Raw genomic sequence first — 22,680 nt, 5'->3', positions numbered from 1 at the left:
CGATGACCCATTTGGAATGCTCTGCGCTACTGTTTGACCTCGACGACACACTTGTTCTTTCAACACCGTCTATCGAAGCAGCGTGGTGCGGGTTCGCAAAACGGCACGGCCTCGACTTCGATAAGGTCCGCACGCTGTTACCCGGGCGGCGAGGCCGCGACATCCTAGCTGCCGTCATGCCGAGGATGACCGATGCCCAGGCCGCCAACGAGCTCGACATCATCCGCCAAAGCGAGATCGCTGCATCCGAGACGATCATGCCGGTGCCGGGAGCAGAAGCCCTCACGCATATGCTTCCCAAGAATCGGTGGGCAGTCGTGACAGCGGCTCCAAGAATGGTGATGGAAGCCCGGCTCCGCGGCGCAGGGCTGCCTACCCCCGCAGTCACGATCTGCGCCGAGGACGTAGTCGACGGGAAACCATCGCCGGAAGGCTTCCTTGCGGCCGCGGGCGGCCTCGAATTCGACCCTCGACACTGCCTGGGCTTCGAAGATTCGACCGCAGGATTCCAAGCACTGACGGAAGCGGGAATCAAGACGGTCGCAATCGCTAGACACATGACCGTCTATGAAGGGACGGTCGTTTGCTCCATTGGGGACTACGAAGACGTAACCATCGAAGTAGCGGGCGACCGCATTCGAATCGAGATCCCATGAACGCCTTCCTTGTTGACATCGGAGGGACCTGGACCCGGTTCCGGAACGGTTCCAACGTCGAGCGGGTTGCAACGCCCAGCAAGCTGCGTCATCCTCATCGCGCCAGCAGCGCGCTCGCCCGGGAACTGGTTCTCCTCCTAGCAGAACGCGTGCCGACGAATACCGATGCACATGTTTCACTCGGCGCAGCCTACGACCCGGAAACCGATATCGCCTACGGCTCTGGACCCCTTTGGGGAACAGGACGCCACGATATCCCCTTCCGTCGCCTCCTCGAACGACAGCGTCCCGATGTGCGGTGGACAGTCACCAACGACGTCACAGCCGGCCTTGCACACTTTACGAAGATGTACGCTCGGTCAGCGGACCGACAGGTAATGTACGTAACAATCAGCAGCGGCATCGCGCTCCGAACCGCGCAGCTCCCCTCACGGCGCATCCACGTTAACGCGGAAGGTCTCCAGGGTGAAGTCGGACATCTGCCCGCTACCTCAACTGCAATTGAAGCAGTCCGCGGACTGACCTGTGAATGCGGAGGATTAGGACACATCGCCGCAATATCTGCCGGCCCTGCCATACCGCACGTGGCCGAAAAGCTCGGCCTCGACGGTTACAACCAGCCGAGAAACTCAGAGGATGGTGCGCCCACCGAACTGGACGAAAGACTACTCAGAGTCATCGTTGAGCCGATCGCGAATCTCATTCGTACGGCAGTGGCTCTTCAGCCTCATATTGATCTGATTGGAATCGGTGGTGGAGTTCCCTCTGGAATTGGAACTCGCTATAAGCATGAACTCCATCGCCAGCTTTCCACAGCTCAGTCGTATGTGGACAGACAGCCCAACGAGGGCCCAAGGCTGCTTTTAGTTTCCCCGGACCAAGTCCGCCCTGAGAATGGCGCGGCTCTAATGGCGCAGGGATACCTCGAAAACGTGAAGTAGGAGAAAGGTCTTCAGGCCCATGATGAAGCACAAGGCCATTGTTCGGCGTGGCAATCAATGCGCACTCGAGTACTTGCATGAAGGCGCAGCTGGTATTGGGGAACTTATTGTCGCGCCGGAGAAAGTCAGCATTTGTGGCACCGACATCCAGATCCTCCGAGGCCTGCGTGATGATCCGGCACTGGTCGTCGGTCACGAAGGGCTTGCAAAGGTCGTTGAAGTCGGTGCGGGAGCAGTCGGGTTCGCGGTGGGCGACCGCGTCACCATCAATCCTACTCACCCGTTTGATCCGGACTTCCTGCTGGGTCACAACATCAACGGTCTCCTTCAGCAGCGGGTTCGCATACCTAGGACGGCCGTGTCTGGCGGCTTAGTTTCCCACGTTTCGCCGCGAATTCCCGCAGCGCGCGGAACCCTTATCGAGCCTTTAGCGGTGGTCACGTACGCACTGGAGTGTCTCCGCCTCGAAGACCCCGACAGTCTTCTAGTCGTGGGAGATGGCCTCATAGGAAATCTTGCAGCGATCACCGCACCTCGCGTGCTTGGAGAACAAGTGCCGATCGGCATGGTGCACCGGACAGAACTCGGTCGCGAGTGGACGCAGACCCATGAGCCGCGCGTCGCCAACGGCCGTACAGTCAGGGAACTCGAACCCGCCCTAGGGAAACGCATCGCAGTGCTGTCAGCGACGCATCGGGCCGGAACAGCACTGGGATTGACCGAGGCGGCACAGACGCTCGGCGCACGTGTCGTCGCCGCACATCTCGTGGGCGGACTCGCCTCCGGGACTATCAGCCCGGAACTCCCTGGTGTCGATCTACACGGCGTGCGCGCCGCGAACACGGGCGGCCCTTGGCCTCCGGCGCGAGTTAGCTTCTCCAGTTCAGAGCGTTCAACGGCCGTAACTGGAAACCGTGGTGTGCCCAATAGGAGACTGGAAGCAGCAGCGATTCTGCTTGAAGAACCTGATTTCGGCGATAGAGCTGATCACCTTATTACCCATGATCAGCCGCTTTCGAAGGGTGTCGAAACTCTCAATAGCATGCTGTCAACCGGAAGTCGAGTGGTGGACGGCGAACTGGTGATTCGCCTCGTGATCGGCATGTCTTGAAGTTGTGAAGGAACTTTGGCCTCACCCCCAATCCCTCCCGCGAAATGCGTGCATTTATACCATCTCAGGGCACGGCCCCCCATTTCCCCTCCCGTCAGTCTGATCGCCGCCTCGCTGTGACTGACCGGATTCGGAAATGGCCTGGTCCTCCCGATGCTCATCGGCCTCGCCCCTCTAATGTCCCTCCGATGAAGGCCGGGCTTGGCAGTGGAATCGTCACCGAGGATGAACATCTTCTCAATGATCCGAAGGCATACTCTGGCGTGGCCGACGCAATCTACCCCTACGGGGACGGCCACGCGACGGCCCCCTCGATCGATGCCATCGCCGAGTTTCTGGCCGTGCCGCAGCCAAGCTCTAACGCCCCGGTCACGCTGCGCCTGACGCGCGGTGTGCGGAGACGGGACACCACCGGTTCCGCAGACTGCGACTGGATCCACTAGCAGGCGCCGTTGGGACAGACGGGCACAGAGACTGCCTGCACACGGGGGAACTGCCACCGTGAGAATTGTCCTGCCCTCGTCGGCAACCCCCAAGAGACAACGAACGGGGAACAAAGTCGCCGTCTCTGTCAGCCGCTCGGCCTACCATGGAATGAGGGTGCTGATGCCATCCGGTCGACATTCGTGAGTAAGCTGCAGCTGCAGAAGTCGAGCAATCACGTCCGGACACCGGTGATCGTGCGCGAACGCACCGATTTCACCGCCACCGGGGCCGGGCCTGACGAAAGGGTGCGCGTTGTCTTCGTCCTCAACGGATGGGCGTACCTCGACGCGGAGGCACGAAGCGAGAGGCTCTGCTGCGGCAGCGTCGTGACTATCCCGGCTGACACTGCACCATGGCTCCGCCCCCATGGCTTGGTTCGGACCGCAGTCTTCCACCTGCACCGGACCTATGTCGCAGATCAACTACGATGGTTGTCGCGCCACCATCCGCTCGTGCACCATCTGCATCGCAGCTTGCAAGACCCCTTGACGCTGGGCCACATCAAGATACCTTCGCACACCATGCAGGCGCTGACCCCGCTGCTGCTGCGCGCCACACAACTGGCCTGCACGAGCGAGAGCGAGTTCGCACTACTGGCGACAGTCTCCAAAGTGTTCGACGCTGTCGGGAAGGCCAGCGGCAGCAACACCTTCACTGGCAATCTCGGCGGCCGGTTCCCACGTCGTGAGACCGCTGCTGCGATGCAATTGCTGCAGTCGCACCCAGATCACGGCTGGACGGTTGGTGATCTCGCTCGGACCGTTCTCGTTTCCACGGCACAGCTCAACCGTGCTTTTCGGGCGGATCTTGGGGTCTCGCCCGCAGCTTACTTACGTCAGATCCGGGTAGACCGGATGGCAGAACTCTTGAGTACGACGACGATCGGCGTCAGCGAGGCCGCGAGCGCGGCAGGCTGGTCGAATCCGACGGTCGCCTCTCGTGCCTTCAAGAAACGGTACGGAGTCAGCCCGCGTGCCTTTGCTGCCGCGTATCCCGGAGTCTGACTGCAAGTCGTCGTATAGGCGCAGGACGTCTCTGTCGGCTCCGGAGTGTCTTCGGCCCGCAGGGGTGTCAACACGGAGTGGGCTCGGGATGGTTTACTGGCGCAGGGGTCGTATTCGATTAGCACGAATAGGGCCGACACGACCTGGCCGGGGCCCGGTGATCGACGCTCCGGGAGCTCGGCGATAGCCTGAGTTGATGACGACGTTGATCTCGGTGGCGACTCCGCGGTTCTGGTGGCGGACGACGGCGAAGCAGGCGCGGAGTTGGGTCCCGCAGGACCCTGACGCCGAGGATGGTGGGCAGCGTCACTCCGATCGTGACGCTCAGCGCTGGCCTCTCATCGCCGCTGTCGTGGCGCGGGTGGGTGATGCGTTGGCGGAAGGCGCGTGGACGGTCGATCCGGACCTCGAGGATCGGGGGTTGGTCGAGGTCGATGGCTATCCGGGCGAGCTCACGCGAACGGAGCAGGACATCGTTTCGGCCTGGTTCAGGTCGTCAGAGGCGGTGCGGTTCGATCCGTGGTTCGAGCCGCTGACCAATGGGCGTCATCGGCTATGGGCCACGATGCCGCATTTCGGCGCAGCGTTGATCCCGATCCTTGGTGACGCGCTTGGTTATGCCAATCCTGCAGATACTGAGGTGCTCGGCGAGGGCTGGCCGAGCCTGTATGCGGTGAACGTCGAGGAGCTTGACGCTCTGGAGTGGTTCGACGCGGGAGACCCGCTGAATGCGTCGTTCAAGGCATCGCTGGTCACCGCGGCGTCCGGCGAGTTGCCCTCACCTGTCGAGCCTCTGCCTTCTGACCTTCGACCGGTGCCGGAGAGCGCACGTCCGTGGTGGCGTTTCTGGGCGTAAACGACTCGGTCATTGAGCAGCGCGGTGTGGGATGTATCCGGACCAGTCTCGCGCGGCGAGGGCTGCCCAGGTGATCGCGTTAGTATGTGAGATCCCGAGAGTCTGGGCGAGGATCATGTGCGGAACCTCGGTGGCCAGGGAGAACAGCGCGGCGTGCCGGGCCGAGTGCGGGTGAATGCTGAGGTCGACGAGGGCGCCGCGGAAGTTCTCCGTGAGCAGGTGGCGGCCAGGTCTGCCGCCGGGGAAGAGCCAGCCGTTGTCGCGGGAGGCGTAGGAGGCGTGCGCGCGGCGGGTGAGTTGCTCGCGCAGGAGCGCGCCGAGAGGCTCGGGCATCTGGACGGGCTCGTGGCGGAAGGCCACTGTCACGCGGTCGGGGTTGGTGATGTCGATCTGGTCGGCCCGCATACGGGAGATGCTGGTCAGGCTCTGGGCGAATAGCAGCATGAACAGGCCGCCGATGCGGACGTAGAGCCTGATGCTGTCGTCGTGAAGCAAGGTGCGGACGTGCCGCCATCGTTCGTCGTCGGTCATGGTCACAGCCGCTTTCGATGGGGGCAGCGACGCGACGCTGACGTGGGTGTTGGTGCCGGTGTCGGCGAGCCAGCGGGTGAACTGGGCGATGATCGTGACGGTCGACGTCGTCGTCGAGTCCAGGTATGCCTCGATGTGCGTCTGGGTGGCGTCGGTGATCGTGGTGTCGCGATGTTCGAGCCAGGCCAGCAGCTCGATGGTCTTCTTGATCTGGTATCGCGCGCCTTGGACGGCGCCCTTAGTGAGCTGGTCTCGGTCGGCGGCGTGGCGTAGGCGACGGATCACCGACCAGTGCGCGAATTGCTCGATCGTCTGCCTGTGCGCCGGCGTCAAGGGTGTGGTCTGCTCGGTCAGCCAGGGCGTGATCCGTTCGATCCGCGGCTCGTAGGGTTCCAGCACGCCGACGGCGGCGAGGAGGTCGCGCAGGTAGTAGTGAGCGCGATCGGATGGCAGGTCGTGGAACGTCTCGTGTGAGATCGCGGCCTGGCCGGTCGCCATTCGCCGTAGCAGCGCCGGCCCGATCCCGGGCGGGCGAGAGAGCCACTAGATCGCGGTCTGCGGACGTTCGGAGGAGGTCATCGCCTCGAACAACGGCTGGAGCTGGGGGCGGATACGCCCGGTGGCTGGGTCGGTGAGTAGGCCGGTGAGCCGCTCGGAGAGGACGCAGCGTGCGCAACGCTGCCCGCCGTAAGGATGGTCCTCTCGCCCGCATTGGGCGCAGGCGAAGATCGAGGGTTCCTCGGCGCATGAGGCGCAGACCAACACGTTGTAGCTGCTCAACGACGGGTAGGCGATCGGGCGGACTTCGAAGCACTCCGGACAAACGGCCGGATGGTAGGCGAGGTAGCGGCGGCAGTTCGCGCAGACCGGCCCGGTCGGCAGTACGAACGTCGCCCCCGTACCGCCGCATCGTGCGCAGTCCGCTGCCCGCGCGGGGCTCACTCGACGGTGCCCTCGGGGCGTCGCACCCGTGCCCGGACCGGACGCAGGTCACCGATACCCGGCCCGTGGTCGTTCACAGCCTTCAGACGCTGCTCCTCGACGCGCAGTTCGAGGAGGTCGTTCGGGGTGCAGTCGAGGATGTCGCAGAGCGCGGCGAGCAGATCGGTGTTGATGCGTTGTGGCGTCTTCGTCACCACCCGGTGCACCATCTGCCGGGACAGCTCGACCCCACGCTCGTGCAACGGTTCGAGCAGATCGGTGGTCTGGAACATGCCCTTGGCGGCCATGAGCTGGCGCAGGTTCCACCGCATTGTCACTTTCCGGGTCATTGCTGCTCCTCTTGATAGACACGGGCCAGCGCGGCCTGCAACGTCTTGTTCTTGAAATCGTTGGACACCGAGGTGTAGATCGCCGTCGTGGACGCATAAGAGTGCCCGACTTGCTCGGTGACGAACCGTTCCGGGTAGCCGAACTCAATCAGATGCGTCACATACGAGTGCCGCAGGCAATGCAGCGTCAGATCCGAATCCAAGCCGGCCTGCTCTCGCAGCCATGCGAAGCGGTGATCCATCGACTTCACCGATATTCGCTGACCGCGTTCGGTCAGCCACAGCGCCTCCACCCGGTCACGACCCAGGATTGGGCGAACCTCTTCAACCCATTGGCGCATCCCTGCAACAACCCAGTCGAACTCCGGGGCCGTCAGCACGGTCCTGCGGCGTGGAACCTTGCCCCGACCAGCCTTGCCGAAGCGGACATGCACGGCCCCGTAGGTGTCCCACTGGCGCATCTTCGGATTCGGGCGCAGATCGGGCAGGTCCAGGGTGCAGAGCTCGCGGCGGCGCAACCCATAGGCATAGCAGGTCTTGACCATCTGCGCGTCGCGCATCGCGGCCCACGCACCCTTGCGTCCCGAGCGTTGCACCTGCACAACCCGGGTATCGAGAAAGTCGAACAGGTGCTGCAACTCGTCGTAGGTGAACGGGCGCCGCTGCGGCCTGCCCTCGTACTCGGCCAGATGCGCAACCGTGTTGAAGTCACGGCACACCTGCGACGGGATTGCATCGAAGCGCTCCTCGCATTGCGCGACCCAACCGTAGCGTGCATCGAGCAGGAAGTCGCCGAACATCCGCAACGTCAGGTGATAGCCCCGGATCGTCGACGGCGCCAGTCGCTGCGTCCCCGTCATGAGCGACACTGTGAAGTCCTCGACGTCTCCCGGCGTCCACTGCCACGGGAACGAGCCCGCGAACTCCGTGAACCGGCGCAGCAACCGGACCCTGGCCGTCACCGTGTCCTCCGACAACAGCCGGGATCGCTGCTGCCGCCCCCAGCCGGTCAGCATCGCTTCGAACACAGCCCGCTCCTCGTCCAGATGAACGACCCCAGAGACCAGCTCCAACGGCGCAGCTCCGGGAATCTCGACCACCAACCCACCACCCATACTGTCTACTTAGATTTGACGACGACAACTCTAAGTTACCATGATGACAGGAAGGCAACGGGCACGGCAGTGGCGAGTGCGACCCGGCGGCACTCAGTCCTCGCGCGGGTCCAAGGATGTCAAATCTGAGTGGACTCGGGATTGTTGCTCGTTGATTGCCGGTCGTGTGGACCACCTCATTGACGGCAGAAGCCCCTCGCTGCTCTGGCAGCTCTGACTCCAGCTGGTGGGCTTCTTGTGGCTGGCACGTCCTCGTCGTGATACCGATTGCGCAGATCCGCGCTTGGGAGATTGACGGCCCCTCACGAGGGCGGTGGCGAAGAAGCGCACCTGGCAGGTGCCGTATGTCTCGCGAATTCCCGTGAGCCGGCTGACTGCCAGGAGGTTCTCTCGTGTCGATCCCGCCGTCCTCGTCTGCCAACACGCCTGCACCGAAGATCGACCGCGGCTGTGCTCAGATCTATCTGGGTGACGCGGTCGCTCTCTTGCCCGCGCTGCCAGCACACAGCGTGGATTCACTGGTCACCGACCCACCCTATGGGCTCGCGTTCAACGGGCAAGACTGGGACGACGTGACGGGATTCCGCGAGTCCCTGACGGATATCGATACCACCGATATGAGTGCTGCGGAGGTGTTCGAGGAGTGGTGCAGGGCGTGGGGTGCTGGCGCCGTGCACGCCTTGAAGCCGGGCGCGCATGTTGCAGCATTCGGGGGCGCACGCACGTGGCATCGAATGGTGCGTGGTCTCGAACGTGCAGGACTACAGATCCGTGACCAGGTCGCTTGGCTCCACTCGACTGGCATGCCCAAGAGCACGGACATCTCGCACGCGATCGACAAGCACCACGGCATCACCCGCACCGATCGCGTCGTGCAGTACAGCGATGCCGAAGGGATCCTCGGGGCGACTCGTTCGGTCACCGAGCCTGGCTCCCCGGTCACTGAGGATGCGAAGACGTGGGAAGGGTGGGGCACCGCTCTGCGTCCGGCTTTCGAACCGATCATCATCGCGCGAGCCCCGACGATCGGAAGCACTGTGGCAAATGTGCTCGAGCATGGCACCGGAGCGATTCATGTGGACGCCGGTAGGTTCGGTCATGGCAAATGGCCCACGAATGTCGCCCTCGACCAGAGCCAGGCAGATGCCCTGGACGCGCTCACAGGCAGCTGGGATGCGGAGTCACCGACCTCCTCTCGCTTCCCGATCTTCCGGTTCGCTGCCAAGCCCAGCGCTGAGGAACGCCCCCGCGCGTTTGGTATCTCACACACCACAGTGAAGCCCTTGGCGTTGATGCAGTGGCTGATCGAGCTGCTCACTCCTGCCGGTGGACGGGTGTTGGAGCCTTTCGCGGGGTCGGGAGCGACAGTAGAAGCCGCGGTACGGGCGGGGTTCCAGGTTGTCGCCGTCGAGCGCGAAGCGTCGTACCTGCCGTTGATCGAGTCCCGCCTCGACCGAATCGCCCCGGGATGGACCACTTGAGATCGCGAGACCTGGGTCACATCGTGTGCCGACGTGGTCGAGTCAGAGCCAACTTTAGGCGGCGGCTGCACTCTGCGGGCGGTGCATGTCGCCACGCGCAAGCAGCATCGAGAGGCACCGAAGCGTCCCCGGGCTCGGGCAGGTGTGAGACGACGCTGGTCAGTTGAGAACGGTTCATGAAGAAGCGACCATCAACACCGCCGCAGGCACGCAGGGATCACTCTCCGGACGCAAGGCCTACCTCACGGAAGAGCGCCCTGCCCGAGCCGGGATCGAGTGCAGGCGTGAGAGATGAGGAGGCTGTGATGGTCGATCTAACCCGACCCGATGACGATGAGCTCGTGAACGACTTCCGGGTGGGAGTGGACTTCTTCGTCGGCGCCCGCGATTTCGGGGAGGCGCGAGTGCTCATTGAGCGCGCGCTGCACGGCGAGACCGGCGGGGTACCGGAGGTGGAGGGCGGCCACGTCCGCCCCACCGCTGACCAGGTGTGGGGTGTGAGGGGCTGGCAACAGGTGCCCCCGCGACCCTCGCAAGCCGCGCTGATGCAGAATCAGTATCCGGGTTTGGTCAACGACGCCGCGGCGATGGAAGTGCTGCAAGCGCTCATACGCGCCGGGGACCGGCCCCTGGCTGTCTCGGATCTGGCACCAGAGGCGACACGGCAGCGCGTGGCGCAGATCGTGGGCGAGCTGAACCGGGACGTGCTCGTCGACGACCCGGACGCGCCAGGCAGGCTGGTCTACCACGGACCCGCGGACGAGGCAGCCATGTACCTCGCGGAGGGCACCTATCGCGCCTTCGACGGCGACGACCGTGAGTACGCGCTGGTCGTCGCCCCCTCAGAATTAGCCTCCTCGGGGCGGATCTCCCAGGCGATCCCGCGAGACCGCCACGATTCCCGCACGCTCGACGAGATCGCCCAGCTTCTCCAGGATCACAGGCCCGATCAGTCGCTGACAGAGTTGTTCCGCCAGGTCAATCGTCGCCTCGAGACCACCCGACGCACCGGGTTTCCCTCCTGGATGCCCCTCGACGCAAAGCCCGAGAATGCACCCGACCCGGTAACGGAACCGACACAGGTGCACGTCGGGGTGATCATCTGGACGGATCTGGAGAACCAGGAACCGACAATCCTCGTCGATACCAACCCAGTCCGGCTCACACGTAACCTCGCCACCACACTGCACGAAAGCCTCGACGGGGATCCTGGATTCGAGGGCGCCGCAGAGTTCCTCGACCACCACCCCTCACCCCAGGAATGGAAGACCCCGGAGGACGTCGACGTGTGGCTAGACGCCCTGAGCGCCTCTACTCCGTATCCGGCCGTATCGATTCAGCGCCGCGAGATCGGCACCCCAAACCCCGCCGCCGGGCCTGCCGAGGCGCCCGTCACCGACCACGCCGCACCTGCGACGGAAGCAGGTGGGGCAGCGAAGGGCACAGTTCACGGCGAGCCGGTGTTCACCTACGAAGTGCCGGTCCATTTCAGCGTCTCAGCGCGCACGGCAGCAGAAGCACGGCGGATGATCGATGACGCCCTGACCGGTGGTGCCGAGCCCGCGACCCCGGCGAGGGTCCAACGCGGCCAACTGGTGCGCGTCGACGGCGATGTAGAAGGCGTACTGGGATGGCACCACGACGACGAGGAGGCCGCCTCCTCGGACCTTGGCACCGAGACCAATCCCGTCACCGTCGTGTTACGAGAACGCGCCCATGACCTCGACACGGAAACGGAACGCACAAACCTCCCGCCTGCAGGGCCAGGCAGCGAACCTCAGGCGCGGGAGCCGAGGTGACGCTCTCGCGCAAATACATGACTTTGCCGTGCATTTTCGCCTCGCAGGGATGCACTCGTCGCACTGCGATGGGTACGCACGAGGTGGAAGGACCTTATCTCTTTCAACACCGCTATGAGCACGAAAGGACCTCTCTGCCATGAGTGATATCGAGCGCCCCGCTGGACACTCGACGCCGGCTGCAACGCAGACGGTGCGCGTGCGGTTCACCGTGGACACCTCTTCGGGCGAACACGCGAACAGCACGGTGCGATATCTGCTGCGTGCCCTGATCGAGGGCCGGGAACGAAACCCCGACCTCGACGAGCTCCGCTCCCGTGTCTCGGGCTGGTCGCTGACCGATGGCGCCCAGTTCCGGGCATGGGAACCTTTCGAGGACTCCGGGATTCCGGAGCTGGTCGCCGAGATGTTTCCTCCTGAACCGGACCGAAACGCCTTCCGCACCCGCGGCGGCAGCGTCGATGAGGATGCCTTCGAAGACGCGCACGCCGACTGGCGCGAGCAATGCCTGACCCTGGCGGCGCAGGCCTCACGTCTTCCCGAGTTGCTCGCCGGCCTCGAGCAGGCTGAACGCAAGGCCGACGCCATCGCAAGCGCCTTGGACCGTCATCGGCTGCCGCCTCGCCCGTTCGCATCAGAGAGCCCCTCGTGGGTGCTGACCGGCCAAGGTGAGAAGCAGGTGATCTCCGTGGAGCTCGGTCGCTGGTACGAGGAGTTTGAAGATGCGGTCCATCAGCGCGAGACCGCGCTGAAGACCGCACTGAACCAAGGCAGGACACATACCGTGTCCGGGCCGGAGCACACCGACCGGGACTGGATGCCTCGGGACCTGATCGCTGTGAGCACACTACGCAGGATCCTAGAAGCCGATCCCGCCGTGACCGGCACGTTCCTGGACCCTGATACGCGCCAGCGCCTGGAGGCGACACTGGCAGCAGACAACCCTGACGTGCGAGTTCCCGACCCCGATGACCCGGACGGGCCCGAGCTCTACGAAGGGCCAGCAGACGAGGCACACCGCTGGCTGCATGCTGGAGTGTTCGACGCGACCGGCATCGACGGGCAGGGCAGCTTCCGCGTCGTCGTCGGCCGCACGCCGGGCGGTGACGGAGGAACCGCCTCGGCTGCGTTCCCTCCATCTGAGCACGACACGTCGACCCTGAACAAGATCTCCCACATCCTCGAGACCTCCACCCCTGACACTTCTGCGCAAACGGTCTTGGAGCAGGTGAACAACCTGGTGATGAGCACCGGCCGTGAGGGGCGTGAAAGCGCGGCAACGCTGCTGGAACGCGGCGCGCTTCTCTCGGAGCTGCTGGCCGAACGCGACCGTGACCTCGGCCACCCTCAGCCCCGCCAGCACCCGGAACAGGGCCCCGATGACCCGGGCCTGACACGATGACCACACCCACCCCGCACGCCCTGCCTGTGAGCCGGGGGCGAATACCACACGTCGCGGCGTATTCCACGCACCGAAGTTGACGATGTCGCGCATGTTTCTGACTCTGCGGCGCATCCTCACCCCCAGACGGTTGCCTGCCCGGATTTTTCGGGCGTAATGGATAGCACGTAGGACTCCCGGTCCAGCCGCTTGGCCACCCGCCGAGCAGGCCCCGGACCGAGCAGGCTCCCACCGAGCAAGGGGCGCTGCCGCACCTTCAGGTGAGAAGGCCTGAAATCCCGTCTCCCGCACCCCGGGAGACACCACGGAGGTGCGAAGATGCCCAACCCCACCAGACAGCCACTCCTCCCGCTGGAGGAGACCTCGGGGCTGTCGTTGCGCGAGGCAGCGCACACCTACGCCGACGCGGGCCTGGCAGTGTTCCCCTGCTGGCCCGGCACGAAGCGACCCGCTGTCAGCGGCAGCTTCTACGATGCCACCGACGACCACCAACAGATCAACCGCTGGTGGTCCTGGCAACCCGAGGCAAACATCGCCCTGCCCACCGGGCATGGGATCGAGGTCCTCGACATCGATGTTCACGCCTCCGGCACCGGCTTCGAGGAGCTACGACGCGTCTTCGACACCGGCCTGGGCAGGCAGTGGGCCCACGCCGTGCGCACCCCCTCCGGGGGCCTGCACCTGTACTACCCGTCCGACCCGGACAACCCACAAAGCAGTTGGAGCCGCGAGAAGGCACACATGGACTTCCGCGGCACCGGCGGCTACATCATCACCGTGCCCTCACAGATCCACCTGGCAGGTCAGCCACACCGCTATCAGCCGATCGGCCCCGCCTACCGCGGCGCTCCGATCGAAGGCGAACAGGTTCGCGAGCTCCTCACCCCGCTACGGCCCGAGGCTCCCGACTGGTGGGTCCCCGATGGAGATCTCACCGAACATGCCCAGCGCATCAACGGATGGCTTGCCCGCTACGAAGGCTCAAACCGCAGCGAAGCACTGTTCTGGTCGGCCTGCCGGCTCGTCGAAGCCGGCGCGAACGAGACCGATAGCTACGCCTTCCTTGCCGAGACTGCCACGAACCTGGGGATGCGGGAGCGGGAGATCCTCGCAACGATCCGCCGCGCCCACCTGCACGCGAGCCCCCTGTCGGATCAGCCGACCCCTGTATCCAGGAGCCGTCCGGCCGGATGGAGCCTGTCATGACCGGGGCGCCCACGCGGTCACGACGCAGCCAGGCAACCGTGCCGGTGATGATCGCAGTGACTGGAACCCTGGGCCTGGCAGGGGCAGCATTCGTGCTCTCGTTCACCGCGTTGCGCGACCTTGCCGTGCTGGCCGGGATCCCAGCCCAGCAGGCGTGGCTGTGGCCGTTGGTCGTTGACGGGGTGATCCTGGAGGCGACCATCAGCGTTGTCGCCCTCCGAGATGGGACTGGTCCGGCGCGGCGGTTCGCGTGGTTGCTGCTGACCGGCGGCGCCGGGATCTCGGTGGCAGCAAACATCACCCACGCGATCGTCATCGCAGATGACCGCGTCCCGGCGATCATCGCCGCGTTCGTCGCTTCCGTGCCCCCACTGACGCTGGTGGCGATGACACACCTGACCGTCGAGCTCATCCGCAACACCGCCCCGCCTTCCCCTCAGCCGACCAGCCCTGTGACGCCATCGACAAACCCCCGCCCGGGTGAGGAACCAGCGAACGAGAACGGTGCCGGCCCCAAGCCGCGTCTGGTGGACAGGCCAGAGGAACCGCCAATTGCCTCTTCAGTACCGCGGTCACGTGAGGAACGGCGTGCCCTGGCGATCGCTCTGGCCACAGATCCAGACCGGGACCTCTCGCTCCGGCAGGTCGCTGAGCGAGTCGGAGTGCATCCGACCACGGTGGGCCGGTGGGTCGCCGCACCTGACAGGCAGCCACCTGTACCAGCAGGTGCGACAGCCAAGGGAAGGAACGACGATGAGCCCGACACCTGACCCCCAAACGTTGAAGGAGGACGCCGCGACTCTGCAGGCCGGGCGCATTGAACGCGCCGACTTTGCCCAGGAGTCCGCGGCTGAAGCCACCGAGGCCGAGCGGTCACGACTGGCGACCGACCCGGACCCGACGCTCACCGAGGGCAGGATCCCGCGCGGGCGTACCGAGGTGGAGTGGGTGCGGCCGACAGACCTCGCCGCCCGCGGTGCAGGCGGGGCACTGGGCCGCAGCACGGAACTGGCCCCACAGCTTCACGCCGCAGTCACCCAGTTCGCTCAGCAGCAGCGGGGAAAGCTGCAGCAGCGCCTGGCCGAACGCGGTGCCGAACTTGAACCCACCACGGTCGAGCAGCCCCGCACGCCGGTTGTGGGACGAGACGGGGTGAGCCGATGAACACAGCTCAGCCCGGCATCCCTCGTGGCGCCGACTGAACACACCGCACACCTTTTCGACTCGTACCGCTTCACGTACCGCCCCACGGGGCTGGTCTCGTGCTCGGCACCGCTGTAGTCCCCTTTTTTTCTCCGTCACCTGCAGGCCCGGCCTGCAGGGCGTGGCTTCGTGCGTCCGTACGCACGGCCTCGGTGGCCGACCGGTTCGGGTCCGTACCTAACCCACACCATGACCGAGAAGTGCTGAGGACATCGCCATGAACACCACCGATCTGACCCTGAACCGCCAGCCTGGCGAAGGTATCGACTTCACCACCGGGGAGGGGTTGCGCCAGGTCATCACCGAACTCGATGCTGCAGGCGCCTGGGCGACCAGCCCTGTCGCTGCCGAGCTGATGATCTATGCCACCAGAAAGTACACGCCCATCGCCAAAGCCTGGCATCGCAGTGCCGAAGATGCCGCGGCCGAGGCGTTCTTCGCCATGCGTACCCGCTCCACCGTGCGCGCAGCGGACCCCTGGGCCGTGGTCACCGACGCTGTCGCGAAGTCCATTCGCGCCGAGACCGAAGCCGAACGCGGGATCATCTCCTCCGATGCTGCCCGCCGTCCTGAGCTGCGTCCGCCCGACCATCCGGTGCGCGCGGGCGATTACACAGAGTTCCTCTTCGATATCCATCCTCGCAGCGACGATGTGGATGGCAGCGACGGCGGGGTCGATCGGGTGGTGCGCACCGCGGCGGTGTTCCTGGTCGCCACCGGCTGGCAGGCTCGTCCCATCAAGCAGGCCGTGGACTATCTCGTCCATCGGGTGTGCGGGCTGTCCTCCCGTGAGGCGGCCTCGGAGACCGCCTCTGGCGACATCCACATCGCCACCCGTCTCGGGTTCCGCCCCGATGCCTGGCGGGGCCTGGTCCGCCTCACCGTTGGCCGCACGCCCCGCCGCGGTGAGCCCGAACGGGGCCTGTTCGCACGCGTTCTGCTCGGAGACCAGCTCGCTGACCTGCTGAGCGACATCGACTTGGTGGACGCCTCAAAGCGCCTGACCGGGCAGGGGCTGCCATGAGCCGCGGGCACCTCGTGCTCGAGCACGCGATCGGCCAGATCGTGCGTGGCCGCGCCTACCGGCGCGATGTCGAGGAGGATATCGAGGAGCTGTGCGAGTCGATCCAGCGTGTCGGGATCATCACCCCGCCGTCGGTGACCGAGGATTACGTGCTCATCTCTGGGCACCGCCGGCTGGCGGCCCTGGAGAAGCTCGGGTACAAGGTCACCCCGATCTGGATCGTCCACGGCGTGTCCACTGAACTTTCTCGTGTGCTGGCTATCCGTGATGAGCAGACGCTGCGCAAGGCCCTCAAACCCGTCGAACAGGCCTCCCTGTACGAGGAGCTCAAAGCCCTCTACGCCGAAGAAGCCGAACGCCGCGACCAGAAGACCCGCTTCGGCTCGCCCGAGCGCGAGGCACACCTCGCCAACGAGGATCAGGGGCACGGGGGTGCCGATTCGGCACCCCCGGCAACCGGCAACAGCACGAAGTCACGTGTGCAGGCGGCGAAGGCCGTCACCGGGAGGGACTCCCGCACCATGCTCGAACAGGTCTCCGAGCTCAAACGCATCGCCGCCAGCGACGACGAAGACCCCCTGGTGCGCCAACAGGCCGCCGAAGCGCTGCTGGCGTTAAACGAAGACGGGAAGGTCAACGGCCGCTACCAGCAGGTCAAAACCGCCCAGCACCTCGCCCGCCTGCAGAAGTGGGCAGAGCACCCCGACACGCCTGAACCCGTCCGTGAGGCCGCGAAGAAAGAACGCGACGGACTCGACGCGAACCTGCCGGCGGCAGAGATGGTCAAAGAAGCCGGCCTCGCCGTCGCCCGGGTCACACAACTGGCCGAGGCCGAAGCGGGCAAGGACGCCGGGAAGCGTGTCGGCTGGTCAGACGTCGATCCGCTGCTGCGGCAGAAGCATGCGATCCGTCGGCTCGTGGACCTGCTGCGTCGCGAACACGGCTGGTGGGAGCGCATCAACCCGACCGATGTCGGCCGGTACGCCGACGCCGACCAATGGGAGATCATCGCCACCTACATCCAGGGCGCCACGGCCTTCTTCGAGACCGCCACTGCCGCACGAGAGGACCCCAGTCATGCTGCCGAGCAGTGACGACCCCGCCCAGGCAGCCGAAGCGTTCGGCACCGCGGTGGCCGACTTCGCCCTGGCCAGTCGCAGCATCGACAACCCCGAGGACAGCTATCAGGTCCTCGGGGAACTCCAGGCCGGGCTGACGGCGCTGGTCCAGGTGCTCTCACAGATGTCGAGCTTCCACGACCGGGAACGCGGCCGCGCCGTGACCGATCACGGTGATGCCGCGCTCGGCGCCGAACACGCTGAAACCGCCGCTTACCACCTCAAGCAGGCGTCCCGGTTTATCTCCCGGGCCACCGACGAGGTAATCGCCGGCTTCGCCTGCAACGGTCAGATCGCTTGGCGCCGCGGACCCCTCGCCGAGACGCTCGCCGAGCGAGAGAACACGCTGCCGGCCTCTCCAGAGGCCAGGAGAGACCGGAGCAGATCGCCTGGATCGTTCGGTCGTTGACTGCGCCGATGCTGCGCCCAGCCCTCATCGGGTGGGGCGCTTTCCTGTGTGCGGGCACCTACCTGCCTGGCAGGACCCACCGGAAGGAGAACGCGAGATGCCCGAACTGACACCGTACGACCGCGGCGATCGCCTTGAGCCCCACGTGTGGGCGCAGGGCCAGACCGCGAGTCCGGAGGGACGACCGCGCGAGGAGAGGGAGGCTGACTTCGGTCGGGTGGATTTCGACAACGACGAGGGCGCCACCATCGCCACGCTCTACATCGAACGCACCGAGCACGGGTACGCGATGCGCATCGATCAGCACAGCGACGACTATCTGCTCGTCACCGGGGCCCTCCAGCCGCCGGCTCTTGAGCCAGCGGCCTACGAGATGGATGAGGAGTACCGCGCCCAGCAGATGATGCTCCTGCACGAAGGCCTTCACGAGGTGCGCCGCGAGTATGCCGAGCACGTCTTCTTCTACGACGAGGGCGACCCGTTCGCCTTCGACCCCGGCAACTACGTCTTCATGCCGGCCGCTGGCCGGGATGGCTCCTGCTTCGCCATCGAAGAGCGTTACGCCCGCGGCACCGACTGGGAGGACGACGAGCGGGTGCCCATCGGGTGGGACTGGGTCGAGAAAGGCCCGGCGCTCATGCCCGACGGGTCCACGCAGATGCGCCCGCAAGCCGAAGGTACCTCGCTGCCCTCAGACATCGAGCGCCTCATCGACCGTGCCCGCACCTGGGCACGAGAGCAGTCCGAGCGAGCCGCCGCCGAGGAAGCGGTCGAACGGGAGCTTTTCCAGGCCCGGCTGCGGGAAGGCCGGGGGCGCAGCATCTGAGAGGTGCCCGGCGGGAGGGCGGCGTACCTGTGCTTGCGACCCGTAACGCTCATCTGGAAGGACACCTGGACCATGGCCCGTCCCACCACCAGCAACCGCAAGACCGGCCTGATGATCGCCGCTGCGATCACCGGCGGCCTCGTCCTGCTCATCGTCGCGACCGGCGTCTACGGCCTGATCATCGGCCCACCCGAGCGCAGCTCCGACGAGGCGCCACCGGCAGCGACCAGTCAGCCACCGAGCCCGCCGGCGCCGGTGGTGCACCCGGTACCGGAGACGAACGATCCGGAAGAGTTCGCCACCGGCGCCGCCCACGCCCTGTTCACCTGGGACACCCACACCACCCTGATGCCGGGCGACTACCGGCAGGCGCTGCTCGAGGTCGCAGACCCCACCGGGGAGGAAACCAACGGGCTGGTTGCCGACTTGGAGAACTATCTGCCCGACCAGGAGACCTGGATCGCGCTGCAGGAGTTCAAGACGCGGCAGTGGCTCGAGATCGACGAGGTCTACGTCCCCGAGGCTTGGGATGAAGCCGTCGCGGTGGGCGGTGATGCGCTGGAGGAGGGCACGGTCGCCTACACGGTCACCGGCACCCGTCACCGCGAAGGCGTCTGGTACGGAGAGCCCGAGACCTCCGCCCACCAGGTCGCTTTCACCATGTTCTTGACCTGCCCGCCCGACGGGGAGGATTGTCACCTGCTGCGGCTGTCCCTTCTCGATCAGCCGCTGCAGTGAGCGGAGCGGAGGCCGGTCATGAAGAAGATCCTCACCGCTGTCCTCGTCCTGGCCCTCTTCGCGCCCATGCTGCTCGTTGTTGGGGTCGGCGTGGTCGCCAACCCTGCCTCCAGCCAGCAGGGCATGTGCACGCCTGTGGACCTGAACGTGGGACCGATCCCTGACGAGCTGGTCTCCGAGACCGCGAACGGGGAGCCCGTCCGCCTGGGTCGGACCCAGCTGGAACATGCGGGGTCGATCATCACCGGCGGTAGCCGCATCGAGGGCATCAACCGGGAGGCGATCATCATCGCTCTGATGGCCGCACTGACCGAGTCGACCCTGCGGCAACTGGCCAACACCGGTGCCTACCCCGAGTCGCAGGACTACGACAACGACGGTAACGGCTCCGACCACGACAGCCTTGGTCTGTTTCAGATGCGACCGCAATCCGGGTGGGGCACGGTCGAAGAACTCATGGACGTGAGCTACCAGGTCGAGGCGTTCTTCGGCGGCCCCACCGGCCCGAACTACCCCTCACCGCGGGGGCTGCTGGATATTCCCGGCTGGGAAGACATGGAGCGCGGCGAGGTCGCCCAGGCGGTGGAAGTCTCGGCCCACCCTGACCGGTATGCGAACTGGGAGCCGGTCGCCCTCGACATCATCGACACGCTGGTCACCGAGGAACCTGGTGGCGATGGTCCACCGCCGGACCCCGATGTCCCCGAGACCTCCCGGCTGGTATTCCCGCTTCCTGAGGGCACGTACGTGCGTACCTCTGGATTCGGATGGCGCATCCACCCGGTCACCGGTGAGCGGCGCATTCACGCGGGCGTCGACTACGCCGCGCCCGACGGGACGCCGCTGTTCGCGATCGCCGATGGCGTCGTCGTCTCCGCGGGCATGGTCGGCGGGTCTTCCGGAGAGATCACCATCGAGCACACCATCGACGGGGAACGCATCGCCACCCGCTACATCCACATGTGGGAACACGGGATCCACGTCGCCACCGGGGACCGGGTCGAGGCTGGAGACCACATCGGCGATGTCGGCTCCAGCGGGCAATCGACCGGCCCCCACCTGCACCTGGAGGTCCGGCCCGGGGGCGCCGACGGCGCCCCGATCGATCCGGAGCCCTGGCTGGCCTCCCACGATCTCGAAGACGGTGAAGCACCGACCGACCCTGGGCCCGGGGGCATGTGCGCCTAACACCTGGTGGAGGCCTCGCACCTGATGCACATCGCGACACCGCCGAACCCGTGCATTGGAGGCCCCGCTCATGACCACACCGCCACTGGCGCCCATGCTCTCGCCCACCTCTTCGATGCGGTTGCTGACGGGGGTGGGCGCGTCGGTGTTCCCGGACTTCGACGCCGTCGGCGGCAGCGATCTGATCCTCGAGGTCCTCGGTGCATTGCTGACGGTGGTGCTGGTGTTCTCACTGCTGATGCTGCTGATCAGCATCATCGCCTGGGCACTCGGCGCCTCCAGTGGCAATGCTCAGGTCGCCACCCGTGGCCGCACTGGCGTCCTGGTCGCCCTCGGCGGCGCCGCCCTGTCGGGCGGGGCGGTCGTGTGGATGAACTTCCTCATCGACGTCGGCGGCACCATCTAGCAGCCGGGTTGGCCACCCCACCTGAACGGTCGAGCCCGCGAGATGCGCGGGCACGCAACCGATGAGGAGGCCACCAGCATGTCCGTGCTGCTCGAACTCGCACCCACCCTGTCTACCGTCCTGGTGCCGATGAACGTCGACGTCACCCCCAACGACGACGGCCTGCCCGGCATCGCCGCACTGCGCAACATCGTCGGCGCGGTGATGACCATCGCGCTCATCCTCTCCGTCCTGGCCCTGCTGATCAGTGCGATCGTATGGGGCTTCGGCTCCAATAGCTCCAACCCGCACCTCGCCTCAAGGGGAAAGGTGGGCGTCCTCGTGTCCTGTGCCGCCGCCGTGATCACCGGCGCGGCGGTCACGCTGATCAACTTCTTCTGGAACGTCGGCCAGACCGTCTCCTGACCACCGGCCACCCCGACAAGAGGAAGGAGGTTGGTCATGGCTGGCGTCTGCGACATCCCGATCATCAGCAACGTCTGCGACAGCGCCGGCGACGCCGTCGCCGCGGTCGTCATCGCACCATTCGAGTGGATGGCCGATGCAATGGGCTCGACCGCGCAATGGCTCTTCGAAGGCATCTGGGAGCTGTTCTCCACCACCACCCTGGTCGACATCACCAGCCCGGAGTACCTGTCGATCTACAACATCGTCTTCGGCATCGCGGTGCTGATCACCTTCGCGTTCTTCTGCCTCCAGCTCATCGGCGGACTCATCCGCCGCGAACCCGGAGCACTGGGCAGAGCTGCGACCGGGATGGCGAAATCCATCCTGGGCGCGTTCATCCTCGTCACGATCACCGCGACCCTGCTGGAGATCACCGACCAGCTCACCCTGGGCCTGATCAACGCCTCCGGCAACACCCTCGACGAGATGGGTGGACGGCTCGCCGCGCTGGTCACCGGGCTGAGCGTGGCGAGCATCGCTTCTCCTGGGGTGGGGATCCTGGTGACGATCTTTCTCGGGTTCCTCGCGATCTGCGGGGCACTGATCGTGTGGTTCAGCCTCCTCATCCGCAAGGCCCTGCTGCTGATCCTCATCGTGCTCGGCCCGATCGCGCTGGCCGGTGCGGGGTGGGAGGTCACCCGTGGATGGTTCGCGAAATGGGCGAGCTTCGTGATCGCACTGATCGTGTCGAAGCTGATCGTGGCCCTGGTGTTCCTGGTTGCGATCACGCAGGTGGCGGCACCGATCGAAATGGACCTCGCCTCCATCTCTGACCCGATCGCCGGGATCGTGTTGATGCTGGTCGCCGGGTTCGCACCGTATCTGGCCTACAAGCTGCTCGCCTTCGCCGGTGCGGACATGTACCACCTCTCCAGCACCGAGCAGGAAGCCAAGCAGGCGGTCAACCGGCCCGTACCCGTCCCGCACGCCCCGAAGGGCCAGGGCCCGCAGAAGGTCCTCGACGGCGGCGACGGCGGCGGTGGTGGCGACAAGGGCCAGAAGACACCGGGTGGCGAAAAGCCCACCGGTGGACCCCCGAAACCGACCGGCTCGGAGGGTGCACCGGCCGGCACCGCGAGTGCAGGTGGCGGCGATTCTGCTGCCAGCGGCGGAGGTTCGGCTGCTGGCGGTGGCGGTGCGGCAGCAGGGGCGGCAGGCGGTGCGGTCATCGGTGGCGCGGTTGTGGTTGCCGCGACGGCGAAGGCCGGCAAGGACACCGGTGAGGGCGTCGGCCAGGCCGCCGAGGAGCACGGCTCTCAGGTCTCCGACCGTGCTGGCAGCGGGGCTGCCGCCCCGCCTTCGGCGAAGCCGCAGACTCCGGACGCGCCGCCGCCGCGGACCTCCCAATCACCGGATGTGCAGCAGCCACCGGCTCCGAAGCAGAACCCACCTCAGCCGCCACCGAGCCGCTGAGCCGGCCCCCGAAGACCTCAGCCGACTCGCAGAAGGGAGGTGACCCCCG

The 22,680-nt window shown here is 65.8% G+C and carries 25 protein-coding genes; 21 read left to right on the top strand and 4 right to left on the bottom strand.

Features of this window, described 5'->3' with window-relative positions; all coding sequences use genetic code 11:
- Positions 1-2 precede the first annotated feature (2 nt).
- From GNZ21_RS01730 to GNZ21_RS01705, 6 genes are all read left to right on the top strand, one after another.
- A complete protein-coding gene (locus GNZ21_RS01730; protein ID WP_157320793.1) occupies positions 3-656 on the top strand; it encodes an HAD-IA family hydrolase in 654 nt (217 codons plus the stop codon).
- Positions 653-1,597 carry an ROK family protein gene (locus tag GNZ21_RS01725; RefSeq protein ID WP_157320791.1) on the top strand — a complete coding sequence of 315 codons (945 nt, stop codon included), beginning with the start codon at positions 653-655 and terminating at the stop codon, positions 1,595-1,597. The genes GNZ21_RS01730 and GNZ21_RS01725 overlap by 4 nt, the downstream gene beginning before the upstream one ends.
- Before the next feature lie 19 nt (positions 1,598-1,616).
- Complete coding sequence (locus GNZ21_RS01720) at positions 1,617-2,708, top strand: alcohol dehydrogenase catalytic domain-containing protein (protein WP_157320788.1); 1,092 nt, start codon at positions 1,617-1,619, stop codon at positions 2,706-2,708.
- A gap of 188 nt (positions 2,709-2,896) precedes the next feature.
- Positions 2,897-3,151 (top strand): hypothetical protein, encoded by a 255-nt coding sequence (locus GNZ21_RS01715; protein WP_157320786.1) that lies wholly within the window; start codon positions 2,897-2,899, stop codon positions 3,149-3,151.
- A gap of 183 nt (positions 3,152-3,334) precedes the next feature.
- Complete coding sequence (locus GNZ21_RS01710; protein ID WP_157320784.1) at positions 3,335-4,198, top strand: helix-turn-helix transcriptional regulator; 864 nt, start codon at positions 3,335-3,337, stop codon at positions 4,196-4,198.
- Between the two features lie 196 nt (positions 4,199-4,394).
- The gene (locus GNZ21_RS01705) at positions 4,395-5,054 is read left to right on the top strand and encodes a hypothetical protein (RefSeq protein WP_157320782.1); all 660 of its coding nucleotides are present in this window, start codon (positions 4,395-4,397) and stop codon (positions 5,052-5,054) included.
- 9 nt (positions 5,055-5,063) lie between these two features.
- Here the strand turns inward: GNZ21_RS01705 and GNZ21_RS01700 are convergent, their stop codons facing one another.
- Genes GNZ21_RS01700 through GNZ21_RS01685 form a run of 4 tightly spaced genes read right to left on the bottom strand, consistent with a single transcriptional unit; the run spans position 5,064 to position 7,956 of the window.
- Positions 5,064-6,083 carry a site-specific integrase gene (locus GNZ21_RS01700; RefSeq protein WP_157320780.1) on the bottom strand — a complete coding sequence of 340 codons (1,020 nt, stop codon included), beginning with the start codon at positions 6,081-6,083 and terminating at the stop codon, positions 5,064-5,066.
- Positions 6,084-6,128: 45 nt separating this feature from the next.
- The gene (locus GNZ21_RS15630; RefSeq protein WP_198345943.1) at positions 6,129-6,527 is read right to left on the bottom strand and encodes a hypothetical protein; all 399 of its coding nucleotides are present in this window, start codon (positions 6,525-6,527) and stop codon (positions 6,129-6,131) included.
- Positions 6,524-6,856 carry a helix-turn-helix domain-containing protein gene (locus GNZ21_RS01690; protein ID WP_157320776.1) on the bottom strand — a complete coding sequence of 111 codons (333 nt, stop codon included), beginning with the start codon at positions 6,854-6,856 and terminating at the stop codon, positions 6,524-6,526. The genes GNZ21_RS15630 and GNZ21_RS01690 overlap by 4 nt, the downstream gene beginning before the upstream one ends.
- Positions 6,853-7,956: a tyrosine-type recombinase/integrase gene (locus GNZ21_RS01685; RefSeq protein ID WP_229659402.1), complete on the bottom strand. Its 1,104-nt coding sequence runs from the start codon at positions 7,954-7,956 to the stop codon at positions 6,853-6,855. The genes GNZ21_RS01690 and GNZ21_RS01685 overlap by 4 nt, the downstream gene beginning before the upstream one ends.
- A gap of 407 nt (positions 7,957-8,363) precedes the next feature.
- Between GNZ21_RS01685 and GNZ21_RS01680 the strand changes: the two genes are divergently transcribed.
- From GNZ21_RS01680 to GNZ21_RS01610, 15 genes are all read left to right on the top strand, one after another.
- Positions 8,364-9,452, top strand: a complete 1,089-nt coding sequence (locus GNZ21_RS01680; protein ID WP_198345942.1) for a DNA-methyltransferase — start codon at positions 8,364-8,366, stop codon at positions 9,450-9,452.
- Between the two features lie 305 nt (positions 9,453-9,757).
- Positions 9,758-11,251: a hypothetical protein gene (locus GNZ21_RS01675; RefSeq protein ID WP_157320772.1), complete on the top strand. Its 1,494-nt coding sequence runs from the start codon at positions 9,758-9,760 to the stop codon at positions 11,249-11,251.
- A 139-nt stretch (positions 11,252-11,390) separates the two neighbouring features.
- A complete protein-coding gene (locus GNZ21_RS01670) occupies positions 11,391-12,653 on the top strand; it encodes a hypothetical protein (protein ID WP_157320770.1) in 1,263 nt (420 codons plus the stop codon).
- A gap of 318 nt (positions 12,654-12,971) precedes the next feature.
- Positions 12,972-13,859 carry a bifunctional DNA primase/polymerase gene (locus tag GNZ21_RS01665; protein WP_157320768.1) on the top strand — a complete coding sequence of 296 codons (888 nt, stop codon included), beginning with the start codon at positions 12,972-12,974 and terminating at the stop codon, positions 13,857-13,859.
- Entirely contained in the window at positions 13,856-14,629 is a 774-nt protein-coding gene (locus tag GNZ21_RS01660; RefSeq protein WP_229659403.1) for a DUF2637 domain-containing protein, read from the top strand. The genes GNZ21_RS01665 and GNZ21_RS01660 overlap by 4 nt, the downstream gene beginning before the upstream one ends.
- A complete protein-coding gene (locus GNZ21_RS01655; RefSeq protein WP_157320766.1) occupies positions 14,613-15,023 on the top strand; it encodes a hypothetical protein in 411 nt (136 codons plus the stop codon). Before GNZ21_RS01660 ends, GNZ21_RS01655 begins: the two co-directional genes overlap by 17 nt.
- A gap of 256 nt (positions 15,024-15,279) precedes the next feature.
- The gene (locus GNZ21_RS01650) at positions 15,280-16,086 is read left to right on the top strand and encodes a hypothetical protein (RefSeq protein ID WP_157320764.1); all 807 of its coding nucleotides are present in this window, start codon (positions 15,280-15,282) and stop codon (positions 16,084-16,086) included.
- Positions 16,083-17,180: a ParB/RepB/Spo0J family partition protein gene (locus tag GNZ21_RS01645; protein ID WP_157320762.1), complete on the top strand. Its 1,098-nt coding sequence runs from the start codon at positions 16,083-16,085 to the stop codon at positions 17,178-17,180. Before GNZ21_RS01650 ends, GNZ21_RS01645 begins: the two co-directional genes overlap by 4 nt.
- Positions 17,164-17,613, top strand: coding sequence for a hypothetical protein (locus GNZ21_RS01640; protein WP_157320760.1), 450 nt, complete (start codon positions 17,164-17,166; stop codon positions 17,611-17,613). The genes GNZ21_RS01645 and GNZ21_RS01640 overlap by 17 nt, the downstream gene beginning before the upstream one ends.
- Positions 17,614-17,830: 217 nt before the next feature.
- Positions 17,831-18,439 (top strand): hypothetical protein, encoded by a 609-nt coding sequence (locus tag GNZ21_RS01635; protein ID WP_157320758.1) that lies wholly within the window; start codon positions 17,831-17,833, stop codon positions 18,437-18,439.
- Positions 18,440-18,511: 72 nt separating this feature from the next.
- Positions 18,512-19,177 carry a hypothetical protein gene (locus GNZ21_RS01630; protein ID WP_229659404.1) on the top strand — a complete coding sequence of 222 codons (666 nt, stop codon included), beginning with the start codon at positions 18,512-18,514 and terminating at the stop codon, positions 19,175-19,177.
- An 18-nt stretch (positions 19,178-19,195) separates the two neighbouring features.
- Positions 19,196-20,365 (top strand): M23 family metallopeptidase, encoded by a 1,170-nt coding sequence (locus tag GNZ21_RS01625; protein WP_157320756.1) that lies wholly within the window; start codon positions 19,196-19,198, stop codon positions 20,363-20,365.
- Positions 20,366-20,435: 70 nt separating this feature from the next.
- A complete protein-coding gene (locus tag GNZ21_RS01620; protein WP_308805451.1) occupies positions 20,436-20,771 on the top strand; it encodes a DUF6112 family protein in 336 nt (111 codons plus the stop codon).
- A 78-nt stretch (positions 20,772-20,849) separates the two neighbouring features.
- The gene (locus GNZ21_RS01615; protein WP_157320837.1) at positions 20,850-21,176 is read left to right on the top strand and encodes a DUF6112 family protein; all 327 of its coding nucleotides are present in this window, start codon (positions 20,850-20,852) and stop codon (positions 21,174-21,176) included.
- 36 nt (positions 21,177-21,212) lie between these two features.
- Positions 21,213-22,631, top strand: a complete 1,419-nt coding sequence (locus tag GNZ21_RS01610) for a type IV secretion system protein (RefSeq protein WP_157320754.1) — start codon at positions 21,213-21,215, stop codon at positions 22,629-22,631.
- Positions 22,632-22,680: the final 49 nt, after the last annotated feature.

Source organism: Nesterenkonia alkaliphila, from assembly GCF_009758175.1.
Classification (GTDB): Bacteria; Actinomycetota; Actinomycetes; order Actinomycetales; family Micrococcaceae; genus Nesterenkonia; species Nesterenkonia alkaliphila.
The sequence above is the reverse complement of the archived record's forward strand: the minus strand, read 5'-3'. Positions and strand labels throughout refer to the sequence as shown.